The sequence below is a fragment of the Dictyobacter formicarum genome (assembly GCF_016587435.1).
Genome location: NZ_BNJJ01000020.1, coordinates 1 through 16,847 on the forward strand (window position 1 = coordinate 1; position 16,847 = coordinate 16,847).

Annotated in this window: 17 protein-coding genes, 2 tRNA genes and 1 pseudogene; 11 read left to right on the plus strand and 9 right to left on the minus strand. The window is 52.5% G+C overall.

The window, feature by feature from the left end; all coding sequences use genetic code 11:
• Window positions 1-497, plus strand: a 497-nt coding sequence (locus tag JMI88_RS28735; protein WP_201365394.1) for a rhomboid family intramembrane serine protease, incomplete at its 5' end; no start/stop codon positions are given.
• A gap of 238 nt (window positions 498-735) precedes the next feature.
• Here JMI88_RS28735 and JMI88_RS28740 read toward each other — a convergent pair.
• Complete coding sequence (locus JMI88_RS28740) at window positions 736-1,425, minus strand: serine hydrolase (RefSeq protein WP_373323986.1); 690 nt, start codon at window positions 1,423-1,425, stop codon at window positions 736-738.
• A gap of 373 nt (window positions 1,426-1,798) precedes the next feature.
• Between JMI88_RS28740 and JMI88_RS28745 the strand changes: the two genes are divergently transcribed.
• A complete protein-coding gene (locus tag JMI88_RS28745; RefSeq protein WP_201365396.1) occupies window positions 1,799-2,512 on the plus strand; it encodes an MBL fold metallo-hydrolase in 714 nt (237 codons plus the stop codon).
• Between the two features lie 10 nt (window positions 2,513-2,522).
• Window positions 2,523-2,900 carry a DoxX family protein gene (locus tag JMI88_RS28750; protein WP_201365397.1) on the plus strand — a complete coding sequence of 126 codons (378 nt, stop codon included), beginning with the start codon at window positions 2,523-2,525 and terminating at the stop codon, window positions 2,898-2,900.
• A gap of 122 nt (window positions 2,901-3,022) precedes the next feature.
• Here the strand turns inward: JMI88_RS28750 and JMI88_RS28755 are convergent, their stop codons facing one another.
• Window positions 3,023-3,448 (minus strand): DUF4288 domain-containing protein, encoded by a 426-nt coding sequence (locus JMI88_RS28755; protein WP_201365398.1) that lies wholly within the window; start codon window positions 3,446-3,448, stop codon window positions 3,023-3,025.
• 156 nt (window positions 3,449-3,604) lie between these two features.
• Window positions 3,605-5,077, minus strand: a pseudogene (locus JMI88_RS28760) (phytoene desaturase family protein); the annotation flags it as partial.
• A gap of 163 nt (window positions 5,078-5,240) precedes the next feature.
• On the opposite strand from JMI88_RS28760, the gene JMI88_RS28765 reads away from it, so the two are divergent.
• Entirely contained in the window at window positions 5,241-5,993 is a 753-nt protein-coding gene (locus JMI88_RS28765) for a lysophospholipid acyltransferase family protein (RefSeq protein WP_201365399.1), read from the plus strand.
• Window positions 5,994-6,022: 29 nt separating this feature from the next.
• Window positions 6,023-7,204 (plus strand): glycosyltransferase family 2 protein, encoded by a 1,182-nt coding sequence (locus JMI88_RS28770; RefSeq protein ID WP_201365400.1) that lies wholly within the window; start codon window positions 6,023-6,025, stop codon window positions 7,202-7,204.
• Window positions 7,205-7,246: 42 nt separating this feature from the next.
• On the opposite strand, the gene JMI88_RS28775 is transcribed toward JMI88_RS28770, so the two are convergent.
• Genes JMI88_RS28775 through JMI88_RS28785 form a run of 3 tightly spaced genes read right to left on the minus strand, consistent with a single transcriptional unit; the run spans window position 7,247 to window position 10,320 of the window.
• A complete protein-coding gene (locus JMI88_RS28775) occupies window positions 7,247-8,107 on the minus strand; it encodes a carotenoid biosynthesis protein (RefSeq protein ID WP_201365401.1) in 861 nt (286 codons plus the stop codon).
• A 9-nt stretch (window positions 8,108-8,116) separates the two neighbouring features.
• On the minus strand, window positions 8,117-9,433 hold the full coding sequence (locus JMI88_RS28780; protein WP_201365402.1) for a TolB-like translocation protein: 1,317 nt from the start codon (window positions 9,431-9,433) through the stop codon (window positions 8,117-8,119).
• Window positions 9,434-9,492: 59 nt separating this feature from the next.
• On the minus strand, window positions 9,493-10,320 hold the full coding sequence (locus tag JMI88_RS28785) for an alpha/beta hydrolase (RefSeq protein WP_201365403.1): 828 nt from the start codon (window positions 10,318-10,320) through the stop codon (window positions 9,493-9,495).
• Window positions 10,321-10,660: 340 nt separating this feature from the next.
• Here JMI88_RS28785 and JMI88_RS28790 point away from each other — a divergent pair, with 340 nt between their 5' ends.
• The 4 genes from JMI88_RS28790 (at window position 10,661) to rnhB (ending at window position 13,555) form a co-directional block, all read left to right on the plus strand.
• Window positions 10,661-11,797 carry a cystathionine gamma-synthase gene (locus tag JMI88_RS28790; protein ID WP_201365404.1) on the plus strand — a complete coding sequence of 379 codons (1,137 nt, stop codon included), beginning with the start codon at window positions 10,661-10,663 and terminating at the stop codon, window positions 11,795-11,797.
• 309 nt (window positions 11,798-12,106) lie between these two features.
• The gene (gene rpsT / locus JMI88_RS28795; protein WP_201365405.1) at window positions 12,107-12,376 is read left to right on the plus strand and encodes a 30S ribosomal protein S20; all 270 of its coding nucleotides are present in this window, start codon (window positions 12,107-12,109) and stop codon (window positions 12,374-12,376) included.
• Between the two features lie 68 nt (window positions 12,377-12,444).
• A complete protein-coding gene (rplS, locus tag JMI88_RS28800) occupies window positions 12,445-12,879 on the plus strand; it encodes a 50S ribosomal protein L19 (RefSeq protein ID WP_201365406.1) in 435 nt (144 codons plus the stop codon).
• The gene (gene rnhB, locus JMI88_RS28805) at window positions 12,866-13,555 is read left to right on the plus strand and encodes a ribonuclease HII (RefSeq protein WP_201365531.1); all 690 of its coding nucleotides are present in this window, start codon (window positions 12,866-12,868) and stop codon (window positions 13,553-13,555) included. The genes rplS and rnhB overlap by 14 nt, the downstream gene beginning before the upstream one ends.
• A 47-nt stretch (window positions 13,556-13,602) precedes the next feature.
• On the opposite strand, the gene JMI88_RS28810 is transcribed toward rnhB, so the two are convergent.
• Both JMI88_RS28810 and JMI88_RS28815 read right to left on the minus strand, forming a co-directional pair.
• Entirely contained in the window at window positions 13,603-14,322 is a 720-nt protein-coding gene (locus JMI88_RS28810; RefSeq protein WP_201365407.1) for a phytanoyl-CoA dioxygenase family protein, read from the minus strand.
• A 114-nt stretch (window positions 14,323-14,436) separates the two neighbouring features.
• On the minus strand, window positions 14,437-15,279 hold the full coding sequence (locus JMI88_RS28815) for a helix-turn-helix domain-containing protein (protein WP_201365408.1): 843 nt from the start codon (window positions 15,277-15,279) through the stop codon (window positions 14,437-14,439).
• 176 nt (window positions 15,280-15,455) lie between these two features.
• On the opposite strand from JMI88_RS28815, the gene JMI88_RS28820 reads away from it, so the two are divergent.
• Together JMI88_RS28820 and JMI88_RS28825 are read left to right on the plus strand one after the other, a co-directional pair.
• Window positions 15,456-15,541 (plus strand) — tRNA-Ser (locus tag JMI88_RS28820).
• A gap of 7 nt (window positions 15,542-15,548) precedes the next feature.
• A tRNA-Ser gene (locus tag JMI88_RS28825) sits at window positions 15,549-15,634 on the plus strand.
• Window positions 15,635-16,150: 516 nt separating this feature from the next.
• Here JMI88_RS28825 and JMI88_RS28830 read toward each other — a convergent pair.
• On the minus strand, window positions 16,151-16,588 hold the full coding sequence (locus JMI88_RS28830) for a transposase (protein ID WP_201365409.1): 438 nt from the start codon (window positions 16,586-16,588) through the stop codon (window positions 16,151-16,153).
• Between the last annotated feature and the right edge of the window lie 259 nt (window positions 16,589-16,847).

The window sequence follows — 16,847 nt, forward strand, 5'->3', positions numbered from 1 at the left end:
ATTATGGCGCGCAGGCAAATCCTTTGATCATCAATAACGGCCAATACTGGCGTCTCTTCACCGCCATGTTCCTGCATGATCCCTACAGCATCTACCATATTGCGCTGAATATGCTCTCGCTCTACTTCGTAGGTCGAGGCGTCGAGATCATCTATGGAAAGTGGCGCTACCTGGTCATCTACCTTGTGTCAGGTCTGCTGGGCAGTATTACCTTCCTCGTGCTGGACCCCAATGCCGTCGCGGTCGGAGCCTCGGGCGCCATCTTTGGCATCTTCGGAGCCATTGGCATGTTCTATCTGCTCAATCGGCGCGCGCTGGGAGCAGCTGGCACCGGAGCCATCGGCCAGTGGTTATTCTGGCTGGTGCTCAACCTGATCTTCGGCTTTGCCCCGGGCTCAGGTATCGCCATCTGGGCACACGTCGGCGGCTTGATTGGCGGCATGATCCTGGCTTACATTTTGATGCCTCGCTCACGCCGTGGCCGAATATTCTTTTAAGCCACTTTTTCCGCAATAATACGAAAACAAGAAGTAAACAGTTCTAATGCTGCCTGCTTCTTGTTTTCTTAATTACACTAAAAATAGGGAGTCGGGCTTGCAATCTCGCTGTGACCCGGCTGAGTCACATTGATCCTATCAATGTACCGTTACTATCACCACGGCACAAAGACAGGGTGATCCTATCCATGCCCTTTACCCCCCTGCTTGACTCCCTTACTCCTTCAACCATATCTTATCAGTGGTCTTTTCTCAGCTCTACCCAGTAGCTGAGCGCCATTCCAAGACGTTTTCCAGGCGTTCTCTCCCTGATGGGGATAACAATTATCGCCCCGGTGAGCATCTCGTCACGCTGTTTGAGGTCCAGGCAGAGATGATGAAGGTAGCGGCTCGCATCTGATGTATGAATGTTTCCCATCATTATGCCTTCAAAGAACTGCTCCTTGAATCGCGCCTTGTTGACCAGGGTCTTTAATTGCGTCCCAAGCGGGGCATGGACATCGCCGCTCTCTTTGAACCAGAGCGTGAGCGGGATATCGCCTTCGTAGGTGTGTACATGCCCATTCCACTGTCCCAGGAGGTGGGCATCAGGTTTGAAATCCGCTTCAGACTTGTCTGTTTGTTCCTGCTCCTGTTGCTCTATCTCCCTGGCATGTTTCTCCGCATAGGTAGGCAGCAGAACAGACAGAATATCCGCTACGACCTGCTCCTCAAGATCTCTATTGCCATTGGTATTGGTCAAGATAGCCACTGCTATCCCGGCCGCTGGCACTAACTTCAGCAGCGTGTTGACTCCGTCCATGCCTCCGCTATGTCCAATTATGAAATGATCCTCTACCCCGTCGTATATTCTCCAACCAACACCATATCTTGCGAGGGCGCTCTGACGGGCACTCGGAGCATGCATCTCATCCAGCGTTTCCTCTATATTCTCGCTGGCTGAGAGTGCGTCTGAAAGCCATAGGGGTCGCGCCTTCGGCCCCTGGCGCTACGCGCCTTCGGAGCTCAAAACAGTTTTATGATGTCGTGCCAGACCTGCGCTAAGCGCAGGTCTGGCACGACATCATAAAACTGCTCGGGCGCGGATGCGCCCGTCCGCAAGGGAGCGCTTTACTTCCCATCGTAATGGACTTCAGACACTTTCTGAGATGGAAGAAGAAAATAAACACCGCTTGTATGTTTATCTAAGCTCTGCTATAATTTTGTTTGAAAATATAAAGAACCCCCCTTTGTTATTGTTTCAGCGAGAAAATTGCACGTATTATGCCCCCTGCATCGCAGGAGAAAGAGATTTGTGCATTATGAAAGTAAGATCGCATGGAGAGCACTTATTTCAACTCAGTCATCTTGGTTTCGTAAACTGCTACCTGGTTCGTGAAGAGGATGGTTTCACACTGGTTGACACAGCCATGAGCGGCTGCGGGAAACCGATCGTTCAAGCGGCCCAACAGCTTGGTCACCCCATTGTCCGTATTTTGCTCACGCATGCCCACGTTGATCATGTCGGTGCGCTCGACGAGCTCCATGAGCTGTTACCCGAGGCAAAAGTTTTGATCACCAGCCGCAGCGCACGTTTCCTGGCCGGCGATATGAGCCTGGATCCTGATGAGCCCCAGGATAAACTGCGCGGGGGCTGGCCTCCCTGCAAAACCCGCCCCTCGCAGGTTCTCGAAGAAGGCGACCATGTGGGATCGCTCAGTGTGATCGCGACTCCGGGGCATACGCCCGGACATGCCTCGTTCCTTGATACACGCGATAAGACGCTGATCGCGGGCGACGCCTTTCAAACACTGGGAGGCGTAGCCGTCTCGGGCAAATTCCAGCCTCTCTTCCCTCTCCCTGCGCTGGCCACCTGGCATAAACCAAGCAGCCTGGAGAGCGCGCGTAAGCTCCGGGCCCTGGAGCCGACACGACTCGCAGTAGGACACGGTCGTGTTCTGGAACAGCCACTGACCGCGATGGATCGCGCGATTGAGGCGCTAGCCAAAGATCTGGCCCGAAAAGCACAGAAGTAGAGGCCGGCGCATGTTTCTAATTGGTCTCATCGCACAAATCATCCTTGGCCTCTTTTTCACGCCCGAAGGCGTGATCAAGTGGACGCACATCGGACCCTCTGCGGCACGCTTTGAGCATTTCCGCTATCCCCGCTGGTTCCGCTATCTGACGGGCGTGTGTGAGTTGCTGGCGGGCATCGGCCTGCTGATTGGTCTCTGGTTTCCGCTGTTAGCGGTCCTTGCAACCTTGCTCTTATGCATCGTCATGATAGGTGCCCTCTACTCGCATGCCATCCGCGGCAAAGATCCTCTATCCGATCTGCTTCCAGCCACGGTATTCCTTATCCTGGCATGCATCGTGCTTGTAGCCCACGGGGGATATATCGTAACGCTCCTTGGAGGTCGGTAAATAGACGGTTTTCATAGCAGGTACACATAAAACGCGACCGGGTGAGTGTAAAAGTCACCCGGTCGCGTAATTTTCATAAACCACTGGCTGATTTAGCCATATGCCCCATGTGGTGGATGAGATTATTGATTATGTTCGGAGTTGCGGATGATGCGCATGGCTTCTTCCAGGATATAGGGAGTGTCGGATTCGTCGGTCTGGAAGACGCCCAGTTGGTCTTTTTCAGGCAGCATCTCCTCGATTTCGTCTTCGGAGACGCCAGTCATCTCCTCGTAGGCGATTTCAGCCCCGTCTTCGAGCTCGTCCAGGATAGCGTTCAGGTCGCTGAGACCACGAAAAGTGACCTTTACCTGCTTGCCATCGGGACTTTCATAGACGTCATTGAGCTCTTCACCTTTGGCCAATGCTTTACGATATGCCTCCTCAGGTGAGTCTGCGCGGATCAGAATGAGATTGTTGTGGACCACATTCTCGCTCTCACCTTCAATCTTAATCTCTTCAACCAGTTCGGCCAGATACCATTTTACATTGTCGGGAATATTCGCCATGAGGAGGCTCCTCTCTATCTCATACCTTATACATAGCCCATAATCTACCAGATCTTTTCCTGCATTTTTTAAGCAAGCGGTTGTGCAAGCATTCTAACACGAACCCAAAGACAAGTATATACTTTGGTCAAACCAAAACTTGAAGCACACTGTTAGCTATCCATAGTCTTCGGCGATCAGATGGGCGACGATCTTACCGGACAGCATCACCAGGGGAACGCCACCGCCGGGATGGGTGCTGCCACCTACAAAATAGAGTCCCTGTATATCTGAGGCCCGGTTGCCGGGCCGCGTAAAGGGAGCCATACGGTCATTCGAGGACAGTCCATAGATAGAGCCTGCGTTGGCTCCGTAATTACGCTGAAAATCCTCGGGCGTCAGCATGTGCTCATAAACAAGGTGCTCTCGGATGTCGCTCAGATCAACCTGGGGATAGCGGGCCAGCGCATCCAGGACCAGGTCGCGGTACGCAGGTGCATCTCGCTGCCAGTTAGAGTGAGAGGTCAAATAAGGGGCGTTGACCAGGATAAACAGATTTTCATGCCCAGCCGGGGCCTGGCTGGCGTCGGTCTGCGTGGTGGCGCAGACATAGATCGTGGGGTTGCGCAAGGGAAGTTTGCGCTCAAACAGGTCGACAAACTCGGCCGGGTAGTCATCGGAGAAGAAGATATTATGGTGGGACAGCGCGGGATATTGCTTGCGCGTGCCCAGTAGCAGCACAAAGCCGGAGCTGGATGGTTCCAGCTGCTCTAAACGCTGCGCATAGCGCGGCTGGCGCACGGACGGCGAGAGCAGTTCGCGATACGTCGTCACCACGTCGCTATTCGCCACCACCAGATCGCTGCGCAGGACGCGGCCATCGCTCAACACGACACCGCTGGCATTGCCGCGCTCAACCAGGATACGGCGCACCTCGCAGCTGGTCTCGATATGCACACCCAGTTCCCTGGTCAGCTTCTCCAGCGCCCGGGCCAGCGCATAGATGCCACCACGAGGATACCAACCGCCATCCGCCATCTCGACATAGGGGATAATGCTATACACCGAGACAACATGATAAGGAGAAGAGCCATTGTAGGTAGCGTAACGATCAAACAGCTGACGAATATGGGCATCTTCAAAGAAGGTGCTGATATGCTGGTCTAAGGTAGTGGGAGAGAGCGCCGTCAGCACGGCCTTGACACGCCCGGGCAGGGAGACCTGCCCCCCTGTTGCCATGCCAGAATGTCCCTGCCAGACAAAGCGTAGGAAGGTCTGAACCACATCCAGTGGACTGCCCAGACTGTTGTAGAGGAAAGGATCGGCCGAGGCCGCAAATAGCGTGCGGGCGGCATTGAAGAAGCGCCAGAAGGCCTCGCTATCGTGTTGACTGAAGCGGGCAATCTCCTGAGCAAAGCGCTGCTGATCGCGCCAGGCATGCAGAATGGCACCATCGCGATAGAAATAGCGGCAAGTCTCATCCAGGGGCAGTAAATCCAGATAATCCTCAAGGCGACAACCAGCTGTCTGAAAGAGCTCGCGCAGCACATAGGGCATCGTAATCAGCGACGGACCGGTATCAAAACTAAAGCCATCCTGCTCGATCAGGTTCAGTTTGCCGCCTACGCGTGGCTGGCGTTCCAGCAGCGAAACAGCGTGCCCCTAAGCGGCCAGGTGAATAGCGGCCGACAACCCTCCAATACCCGCTCCAACAATTAAGATCTTTTTATATACAGACATACTCATACCTCGCTATAATATTCTCAAAGAAGATGTTAGCATCAAGCCTTGATGGGTAAGGAGACAGCCATAAATGATACTTGCTCATAAGTTTCCGTTGGGCGAGAAACTGGTCTGGCTATTAATATATACATCGTTACGCAGGCATTTTGACCGGGTCTTTTTTCGCATGCACAATACGCTCTCAGAAGAGCAGCGCCAGTTCCCCATCATTATATGCGCCAACCATTCCAGCTGGTGGGACGGCTATGTGGCGGCACTGGTCGAGCGGCACTTACACCTGGACGGCTATTTGATGATGGAGGAAGCGCAGCTTAAACGCTATTTCTTTTTCCGTTGGATCGGCTGCTTCTCGGTTGACCGCCACAATGTGCGCTCAGCCATGCAAACCATCAACTATGCAGGCAAGCTGCTCAAACAGCGACGGGGACGCATGGTATGGCTCTTTCCGCAGGGCGAAATCTCCCCCAATGACTACCGGCCACTCACCTTTTTCAGTGGAACCGCCCATATCGCCAGGGTGGCAGCCCCCGCACTGATATATCCAACAGCTATTCGCATTGAATACCTGGCCGAGCAGAGACCCGACCTCTATATCAGTATGGGCGAACCGCTGATGATCGGCGAAACGGAACTGCAGACGCGCGGCTTCTTAAAGCACTACACCGCATGTCTACAAGAAAAAGTTACCGCCGAACTGGATCAGTTACATAAAGACGTCACTTATAGCAACTATAGCGGGTTTACCCAGATCTTGCGCGGCCGCGCATCAACCAATAGAGTATTTGACGCGATGCTCTTGCGCAAGCAAATACAGCACCAATAGAGGTAAACATGGCCCCTATAGAGCAATTTATGTCTGTCGCCATCCAAGGTCTGGTCGGTATTCTCTTATTTATTTTACTCATCAACTTTAGCATCTTACTGGTCAATCTATGCACATTTATGCGCCTGCGTGTTCCACAGGAAACCACGGCGGACGGCGAGGAACCGCTGATCTCGGTTCTGATTCCGGCGCGCAATGAGGAAGCTAACATCGAGGCGTGCATCCGTTCGTTGCTCAAGCAACAGTATCAGCAGCTCGAAATACTTGTACTGGATGATCAGAGCAGCGATCAGACGGCGGCGATTGTGCAGCGCCTGATGGCCGGGCTCGCGCTCCACCAGGCAAACCGCCTGCGCCTGCTCCAGGGCACCGCCCTTCCCCAGGGATGGATAGGCAAGAATTTTGCCTGCCATCAACTGGCCCGACAGGCACAGGGCGAGTATATCCTCTTTACCGACGCGGATACCATCCATCAGCCGAACATGGTAAAGGCGGTGATCGGGCAGATGCAACGCCTCAAAGTTCAGTTGCTCACGGCGCAGCCGCAACAAATTCTGGGAGGCCTGGGCGAACAATTGGTCATTCCATTGCTCAACTTTACGATCATGACCATGCTACCAGTAGCTTTGATATACCTGCGCCGCGAGCCCAGCCTGGCGACCGGAAATGGGCAGATGCTCTGCTTTCAGCGTAGCGCCTACCAGGCGATTGGCGGCCACGCCTCAGTCAAAGGATGCGTTCTGGAAGATGTCTTGCTGGCGCGCTCCATCAAGGCGGCTGGCTATCGCATGGCCTATGCTGATGCCATGGAGCTGATTCGGTGCCACATGTATCACTCAATGGCTGAGGTCTGGTCGGGCTTCTCAAAAAATCTGTTTGCCTTTTATAACTATTCGCTGCCCTTTGCCCTGGGCGCTCTGCTTCTCAACCTGCTCCTCTTTGTCGCGCCCCCGTTTATTCTCGCCGCCAGCCTGCTGCTGGCGGCAAGCCCGCTTCTCAACGTCCTGGCTCTGCTGCCAACGCTGCTGCCCATCGTGATGCGCATGTTGCTGGCCCTGCGCTTCAATCGACAGGCCCGAGGCCGGGCCCTGCTGCTCAGCCTGCTCCATGCCCTATCGATCATGCTGGAATGCCTGATCTTACTCAACTCGATCCGCTGGTACTATCGCAAATCGGGCACTACCTGGAAAGGGAGATATTATCCCGCATAATCGGAGGCAAGAAGATCATGCTCCCAGCATGCTCGTCCGAACCTATGTGTGATGGAACGCGAGGGGGAAGCGATAGAGGAGGATAATCAATAAGCCGGCGCAGAGGGAGCTGACGGTACCCCAGTAGTAGCCATGGGTAAGATCTATGAGGCCAAACATAAGCAAGCTGCAGCTAAATAGTATGCAGGGGACCAGCATTGCCAGTCGCTCAACTTTTCCCATCTTCTGCACATTCGTCCAGACCACCCGTTCGTCTTGAGAAAACTGTAGAGCATTTCTCCCTGGTTGCAATATCACATCCATCACGACCACAAGCACGAACGCGACTACAAACCATGCCACAAAATTCATCAACGGCACCCCATAGTAGTCCATTTGGCCTCGCGCCATCCACTGCCAGTACAACACAACATGAGCCGCTACAGGTTCAATCGCCAGATCCAACAGCGTCGCCAGTATCGCGCCAGACAATGCCCCCCCTACATTTATGTCACGTTTAGAAGGTAGACGGCGTTTCACAATGCCATAACCACCCAAAACAATAAGTATCCAGGCAAACATCACAGCCAGAGGAACACCACCGGGCAGGCGAGGAAATAGAACCGGCGTGTAGTGATAGACGCCAAAGGGAAAACCTGTATTGACGCCCAGGGTTTCAACCAGGTATGAAAGCACAATGATAGCTGCTCCAGCACATAAGGCGCGCACAAAGCCATAGCACAACATGGCGGCCAGCACCAAAATGCTGCCCTCTAAAAAGAGCAGAAAGCTGCCCGCCCAATCCAGGGAAAAAGGTGGCCTGACGTCAAAAGCTACCCCGATGACCGCAAAAGGATAACAGAAACAAAAAAGCCCTATCAGTACAACAAATAGGGCCCCCAAACCTGTCGAGATATGCTTCACAATCGCCTCTTATATCGCCGCAATAATATCAGCATACGCTCCGGTGGCTGTGATGCGCGCAACACTGTGCTGCTGGATATCCAGAGCGTAGAGCGCATTGTCGGCATAGAAAGTGATGGTGTGGTCATCCAGCCAGCTCCCTGTCTCCACATAATGGGCCGTCGAGGTCGCCAGGAGCTGTGGTTTCGCCCCGCCAGCGCCATGCAGGTCAACCGTATACAGGGCATATTGACGCGGAAAATGCTTCAGACTGCTCACAGAAAACTCAGTATAGGTCAGTTTCTGAGCATCGGGACTGAACTGTGGAGTTGACACCCAACGATATGCAGCAGCATTTTCCAGATCACCTTGCTCAGGCAGGATCGTCTGAGCGTTGCCAGGCCACGCCTGCGCTCCATCAATAGACGCTACAGACAGGCTATTCGCGTAACTCAGCGATGAAATATCATTGGGAGCATTCTCTTCTTGCAGCGGAACGTAGCCCTGGAAAGTGGAGTAGAGCAGGTTGTTGCCCTGCGGTGCCAGCGCCAGCGGCCCCTGCTGGTTGGCGTCGCTCAAGTAGGGCTGGGGCCGCGACGACGTGCCCTGGCCAAGGTTGAACTTCCAGAGGCCATAGCGCGCCCTGCGGTGGTCGCCGCGATCATTGGTAAGCAGGAGGGTATGGGTATCGTTGTTCGGGAAAGCAAAGGCCCGGTAGCAAGGACATTTATCGGCGGGCTGTTGGTAGACCCGGCTGGTCTGATCCAGTTTGCCGGCGTACAGTGAGATCGTGCCGCTACCATCTTTTGGCGCGCTACTCCAGGCCAGCGTACTCCCATCAGAACTAACTACCATCGATGTGATCACCTGGTCGGACGGCAGAGAAGCGATCTGTGTGGCGGCTCCTCCCGACAGGTTCATGCGCCAGATGCCATCACCGCTGTAAAGCAGCTCTTTCTGGGCGGTCACCACGGCAGGAACAGCTCGATTATAGATATAGCCAGGTGTCTGAAGGGCATGCGAGGCTCCTCCACCGGTAGCGATTGTATAAATATGATCGGCTTGCTCATAGAGCAACGTGCGCCCCGCAGGTAACTGGAGCGAAGAGAGACCATCACCATTGGGAGTCTGCACTGGCGCAGCAGCGGCACTGGATACCTCCAACCCGGGAGTACTACTGGTCGCTGGCCAGCCGCGCCAGATCTGCCGCCCACTGATGGCGAGCACCACGCACAACATAAGAAGAAAAAGAGCGGCACCGCCTCTGGAGATAAATGTCGATTGCCATGTTCGTTTCTGTTTAGTCTCTGGCTCTGATGTTGGTGGATTACTAACATGTGGTTTCAAGGTAGTCTCTAGCTCCAAAATACTATACAGGTATACCAGCAAATTATAAGGAAGAGGAATCACACTTCAGCGGGTAAATGCCGCTGAATAAAAGCCAGTGTGCGCGCAAACACCTCGTCGCGATCGTGATCCTTCATGATAACATGGTATGATCGGTGAAACGTTACCAGTTGCTTTTCCTGCGAGCCAATCAAGCGGTAAATGGTTCTCCCATCACGTGCTGGTACAACATGATCATGAATGGCCGTCATAATGAGAATCGGCGCTGTCACATTGGGCAACTCAGCCCGTAACAACGGTAAGTATTGTAGCATACTTTCAACCGGTGCCATAGGTGTATGGCGATAAACTCCCCTGGTGTATTTGCGCCGGGCCTGGCGATTGCGTACATCTTCGCGCACAGTAGGCAACCAGGGCGTAAAGCGCTTGATCACACGTACCGCGGTCAACATACCTGGATACATGGAGATCGGCGCGCACATACTCACCAGGCCAGTTACCTGCTCGGAGGCGGCTACATGCAGGCAGAGCGCGCCACCCAGAGAATGTCCAATCAAGAAGACATGTTCGCAGCGCTCCTGCAACGCATGCAGCGCAGAACGTACCGCCTGCGCCCATTCCGGCCAGCCAATCGGCAGCATATCCCGCACATCAGTACCATGACCGGGCAGCAAAATCACCTCCGTGCACAATCCCTGTGCCTGCAGCAACTCGCCCAGTTCCTCCATATCGCTCTTTCCCCCATTGAGTCCATGCACCAGCAACACTCCCACTCGATCAGGACAGGGGGGCATAACAAGCTGATCGGTCAGTATCTCGACCAGATTAGTAATAGAAGGATGATGACTTCTATTGTGCTCTACCGAAGGTAATTTATGAGCATCCATATATTTAATCCCTGCATTTCACGAGCAGCTTTATTATTATAGGAACGATATACACATCTTCTATAAATAGGACGAATCTCCTGCTAAGCGGGTTGCAGGAATATTTATGTGCTTATCGTTGTAATCATCTATAGATGCCTGACGTGACATCATTTGTCAGGTGTATACATAGCTAGCCTTCAGGCCCATCCACAAATGAAGAACTGTATGACCTTACGTTCTGTGAGATATTACCTACATCAATTGTGCTTTCGGGGCTATGATGATATAGTTGATCAAGATTATGCGGCGGTCCCACATATCCGATGTATGCGGGGAGGCTGTTTGGGGAGTAAAACCAATGAAGTTTTCAACAAAAGCAATTCACGCGGGGCAAGAGCCAGATCCATCCACAGGCGCAATTATGACCCCGATTTTTCAAACATCAACCTATGCCCAGCATGGACTGGGTGGGCATAAGGGTTACGAATATTCGCGCTCTGGGAATCCTACGCGTACCGCCCTGGAAGACTGTATCGCTGCGCTGGAAAATAGCGAGTATGGCCTGGCCTTTGCCTCTGGCCTGGCTGCAGAACAAGCAATATTGAGCCTGCTTAAAACAGGCGATCACATGGTCTCTTGCGATGACCTGTATGGTGGCACCTATCGTATCTTTGAGCGCATCTTATCGCGCTATCAGATCGAGACCAGCTATGTGTCGGCCGCTTCAACGGCGGACTATGAAAAAGCCATTCGCCCGAACACGAAATTGATCTGGTTGGAAACCCCTACGAATCCACTGTTGCGCCTGGTAGATATTGAGGCGATCGCCAAAATTGCCCACCGCCACAACACCCTGGTGGTGGTAGACAATACGTTCTCCAGCCCATACTTCCAGCAGCCGCTGGATCTGGGGGCGGATATCGTGCTGCACAGCACCACCAAATATATCAATGGCCATAGCGACGTTGTTGGCGGGGCCGCTGTTTTTAAGGATAAAGAGGTCTACGAAACCGTCAAATTCTATCAGAATGCGGCCGGCGGCGTCCCGGGTCCCTTCGACTCCTGGTTGACTCTGCGTGGTATCAAAACCCTGGCCGTACGCATGCGCCAGCATGAAGAGAACGCCTATGCCGTGGCCCGCTTCCTCTCAGAGCATCCACGTGTTGAGAAAGTATACTATCCGGGCCTGCCCTCTCATCCCGATCATGAACTGGCCAAACGCCAGATGAAGGGCTTCGGAGGCATGGTCTCGTTCCAATTTACGGGCACGCTCAAGGATGTCGATCAGGTCGTACGGCGCTTAGAGGTCATCACCTTCGCCGAAAGCCTGGGCGGCGTCGAGTCACTGATTTGCCATCCAGCCAGCATGACCCATGGCTCGATCCCACGAGAGATTCGCGAGTCGCGCGGACTCACAGACACGCTGCTGCGCCTTTCGGTCGGCATCGAGGACGCCGAAGACATCATACGCGACCTGGAACAGGCGCTGCGTTAACCATACTCGTAGGTGCGGACCCTTGCGATCGCTTGGAGCCTCCAGGCGACCCCGTTGCCCCACGCATCGCGGGCTCTCGAAGAGAAGCGCGGCCGGGCACGGGGGCAAGCCGGGGCAAGCCCGGCACCTACGACGACGATGGTCGCGCTTGCAAAAATAGGACGGACACTCGACGTGTCTCTCTCGTTTGACATTGTAAAGAGACTTCTGCTATAATCTACGGGCACTCAGTCCGACAGATATGTCGGCATTTTTATAGTGAGAAAGCCCGCGCGAAGGGGCAGATGTTCCGGGGAGGATTGATTCTACATGCCCAATAATGCAGCTGCAGAAAAGCGCATGCGTCAGGAACAGAGACGCCGTGCATTCAATCGCAGCACAAAATCGATTGTAAAAACACAGGTTACCAAAGCTCGTCAGGCAATCAGCATCGAAGATGCTAATTCGGCAGAAGCCGTACGCCTGGCCGTCAGCGAGTTGGATAAAGCCGCCAAAAAAGGTGTCATCCACAAGAATAATGCGGCACGCCGCAAATCGCGCCTGATGAAACAGCTCAATGCTATTAACGCAGAAAAGTAAATGAAAGCGCCCAATGCTCTGCCACCCAGCAATTCATGTCGAGCACTGGCGCATAGGAGGTCTTAGGGATGGCTGACAAACAAGTCGTAACAAAGCCAGCAGGGCGGGCGTTACTTACCGCTGTCGAAAGTGCTCAGTTACGGAAAGATGTACCTGAACTGAAGTCGGGCGATACCGTCCGCTTGCAAGTTAAAGTAGTTGAGGGGAACCGCGAACGCTTACAGCCGTTTGAAGGTGTGGTCATGCGCCTGCGCGGTAGCAGCGTCAATCGTAATTTCACCGTACGTCGTATTACCAACGGTGTTGGTGTCGAACGTACATTCCTGGTCAACTCTCCTCGTATTGAGAAGATTGAAGTGCTTCGTCACGCGCGCGTACGCCGCAAACAACTCTACTATCTGCGCGGCCTGACTGGCAAAGCTGCTCGCTTGAAAGAGATTCGTCCATTGAGTGCCAAGCAGGTTGCAGCTAAAGAAGCCGCCAAGAATGATGCAAACGCGTAAGAAACAAAGTCCTACACTTGAGGAGGAAATGGCCCTGTTTGAACGGGGCCATTCCTTTATAGCCGGACTCGATGAGGCTGGCAGAGGTTGCCTGGCAGGTCCGGTCGTTGCGGGAGCTGTTATTTTACCTCTCTCAGACAATACCCTGGAACTTTTTGCGGGTATCAATGATTCCAAACAGCTCTCAGCAGCCGCACGTGATCGTTTTTACGATCACATTATGCAGCACGCGCTGGCGGTCGGCGTCGGTGTTGTTTCAGTCGCTGTCATCGATACGCGCAATATTTTACAGGCCACCAAATATGCCATGGAGCTGGCACTGCAACAACTCTCGCCAACCCCAGATGCCCTCCTGCTCGATGCCATTTATTTACCCAAAGTAGCGCTGCCCCAACGCTCGATTATCAAAGGTGATGCCCGCAGCCTCTCTATCGCGGCCGCCTCAATTATTGCCAAAGTTACCCGCGATCGCCTGATGGTAGAGCTGCATAAAGAATATCCCCATTATGGCTTTGATCAGCATAAAGGCTATGGGACCGCCGCTCACGTGGCCGCACTACATACCTATGGAGTAACACCGCACCATCGCCGCAGTTTCTCCCCGATCAGCGAAATGTTCGGGCTTTTCGCCTCTATTGACAGCGTAGATGTATCCACCGATCTAAGCGAGCAATAACATTAGGAGAGGAAGGCGGTCGATACGCACCCTCCTCTCTACTCACATCAGACCAGCGTCGGCTGGCCACCACGTGCGACTACCACTCGATTAAATGGCTCACCGGTCACGCCATGACGGGCATGTGCCACTGAATACTGGATCACATAGCCTTTGCGCACAGTAGAGCTGACGTTGGGTCCACTGCGATGAAAGAGCAGCGAATTAAAGACGACCATGCCACCTTTTTGTAGTGGCACCGGAACACCAGGGTCGTCTCCAAAATAGCACTGTTTGCCAATGTCGGTATCGGTGTGTTCAATTACTCCCTGCTTATGGCTGCCAGGAATAACCCAGACACAACCATTCTCTAGAGTCACATCATCCAATGCCAACCAGCAAGTTATATATACAGCTGGATCGGTTAGCGTATAACCTGTATCCTGGTGCCAGGGAAAATCTCGCTTAGCCTCTGGCTTTTTGTAGACCGACTGATCCCAGTACAGTGAAACGTCGTCGTGCAACAGGTCAAAGGTAATCTGAGCAAACTTCTCCTGGGCCACAAACTTCATAATCTCCGGATCCTGAGCCGCCAGATGGGCCGTAAACGAAATCTCTTTAGGCCGACTGATGCCTTCTCTACCATGCTCCAGCATTTGCTGCTCATGAGTGGCTGCAAAACGATCGATGCGCCCACACAGCGCATCAATCTCATCGGCCGCAAAAAAGTTGGGCAAAAGAAAGAAACCCTGTTCATCAAACTGTCGTTGCTGCTCTGCCGTAACCATACCAATGCCTCCTTACAAAAATACTCTGTATGAATAAATAACTAGCCATGGCTGGTTCAGAAACCGCGACACCAGCAATAGCATGATGACAGTGTACATAATATCTCTTGCCACCTACAATGGACGCATATAACTCTCCTTTGCACTTTTTGCACTTTCCCGATAATTGCCAGGAGGTTGGCCATAATATTGGCGAAAAACACGACTAAAGTAACCTGCATCACCCAGGCCGCATTGCAGGGCGATGGCATGCAATGATAGGTTAGTTGTCTCCAACAGGCGCTGCGCCTGCTGCAAACGAAGGTCGCGCAGCATCTGCATTGGAGAAACGCCGTAGATACTTCTAAAAGCACGATCAAAATAACCAGGGTGTAAGTAGACCAGAGCCGCCAGGTCATCGCGAGTCAATTTTTGCTCTAGATGCTGTGACATGTAGCCAATAACATCCGTAAAACGATCGCTTGGCGTGAGCAAGGCAGCAGGACGTGGAGGGCTTCCCTGTTGCTGCCAGGCCTCTAAAACTATACTACACAGTTGTAAAGTATAGGCCGAAATCTGGATATGACGAAAAGGAAGGCTTATATCGGTCCAGCAAGTAAGCAAGCGCCCAAAGACAGCAGAAAAGGAGGTAGTAGCCCTCAGTGAAATCACCGGCGAAACTGGATAGAGGCGAAAAAGATCAATATGGCGAGACGTCACGGCATCGAGCAGCAACCACTGGTGCGTCCCTGGACCCGCGGCCTGCTCGGAAAACGGGAGTTGAGGAGGATGTATCATCACATCGCCAGCCCGAGCTCTCCAGGATTCACCACAGCAGCTAGTAATGACATCTCCGCACACCACATAACTAATTACCCAATGCGGATAGACCTGATCAACGATATCTAATGAAGCGTACGACGCATGCTCCGCCATATATAGTGACAGCTGTAGTTGTTCATGAACAGTCTCGGACATCAAGCCATCCTCCCTCACAGGTATCCTGCATCTATATCATAAAAATCCAGCTTATTATACATACACACAGCCCGCAGAAGAAAGTACGTCGAATTTTGAGGGAGAGAGCCAGAAAACTCAAATTTTGAGCAATTTAGTTCTTGCCACATCCACAGAGATGTGTTATAGTAGTCCGCGGAGAGATGTCAGAGTGGTCGAATGTGCCGCTCTCGAAAAGCGGTAGGGTTAACAGCCCTCGAGGGTTCGAATCCCTCTCTCTCCGCTTTCCTGGAGGAGTCTCATAGTGGTCTAGTGAGCACGACTGGAAATCGTGTAAGGTGAATAGCCTTCGTGGGTTCGAATCCCACCTCCTCCGCCCCATGCCCCAACCTGCTTCTAGCCTGACTTCTTGAAAACCCACAACTCATTTGACAGCAAAACTAGTTCTCCATCAAGTTTCGTGATTCAGAAATTGCAGAGCACAGCATCTCGCCAAAGAAAGGCCTTCAGAGCGGATACGCATTTTTTCGTTGCCTTGCTGATGGGCTTGGATCACCAAAGTTGACGGCCCAGTGCTACGTAAGGTGATACCAGCCACCATGTTCTCTTTGATTGCTGTTATCAACCCCTTATCAGGAGGTCATCCATATATCAAAGTATGATCATCAGTAAATCTATTAATACTTTATATTTCCTTAACTCGAATTTTAAATTCATAATCGTCCTTTAACCACATCTCAACTTACAAGCAACCCCCTTTCTCCTACAATAATCTTATTGATCGTATAACATCTTATACTTTCAATAATCCATTCCAATTGGTATTCCTCTTTTGTCGTCTCTCTCAGGTAATTTTGTTGGTTTGTATTTTAAGTATTAGTGTGTGTCGGAGTTACGAAGCCAGGGAACGGAAAGAAGTCAAGCGAGTCGAAAAAGATTTTTTTTCGCCATCGAAGCCGCGTTTGCTGCCTCGCACCGGACTGGTTTTGATGGATTGGCTATCGATGATGGCCGCGCCAGGTTCCTCCTCGCGCTTCATCTGGGTTTGTACGCGCTTGCGCAGGGTCGTCATGGCCTTTTCCCAGGTCCCGTCCCGTTTCCAGCGACGGAAGTAATGGTACACGGTTTTGCCGTTGGGCAAATCATGAGGTATCTGTCTCCACGAACAGCCTGTTCGCAGCACGTAGAAGATGCCATTGACGATTTCTCGTCGTGCGATCGGCTCACGGGGCGAGAACGCTCCTGGTTCTGGGATCAATGGGGCCAGGATTTTCCACTGGGCATCGGTCAAATCCGATGGGTATGGCTTTCGGGTCGGCTGATTGGTCATCTCAACTGATCCTTTCTGGTTGCTTGATGATCTCCTTTCCTTTTTTCTATCGGCTGGTTTCTCAGTTCCGACACTCTCTTAGAAAAAACAGTGATGCAAAGTTTCTTAGGCGAAAACGGGTCCATATTAGCATTCAGGCATCTTGCTTCTGCCCATTCTTGGCTCAATGTTTCTGCTCACTACTGTAGCGATAGTTTGTTGATTTGGGAATTTTGCTCGATTGAGGACAGCCGTCTGTGTTGCCTCTGACCTTATAGAG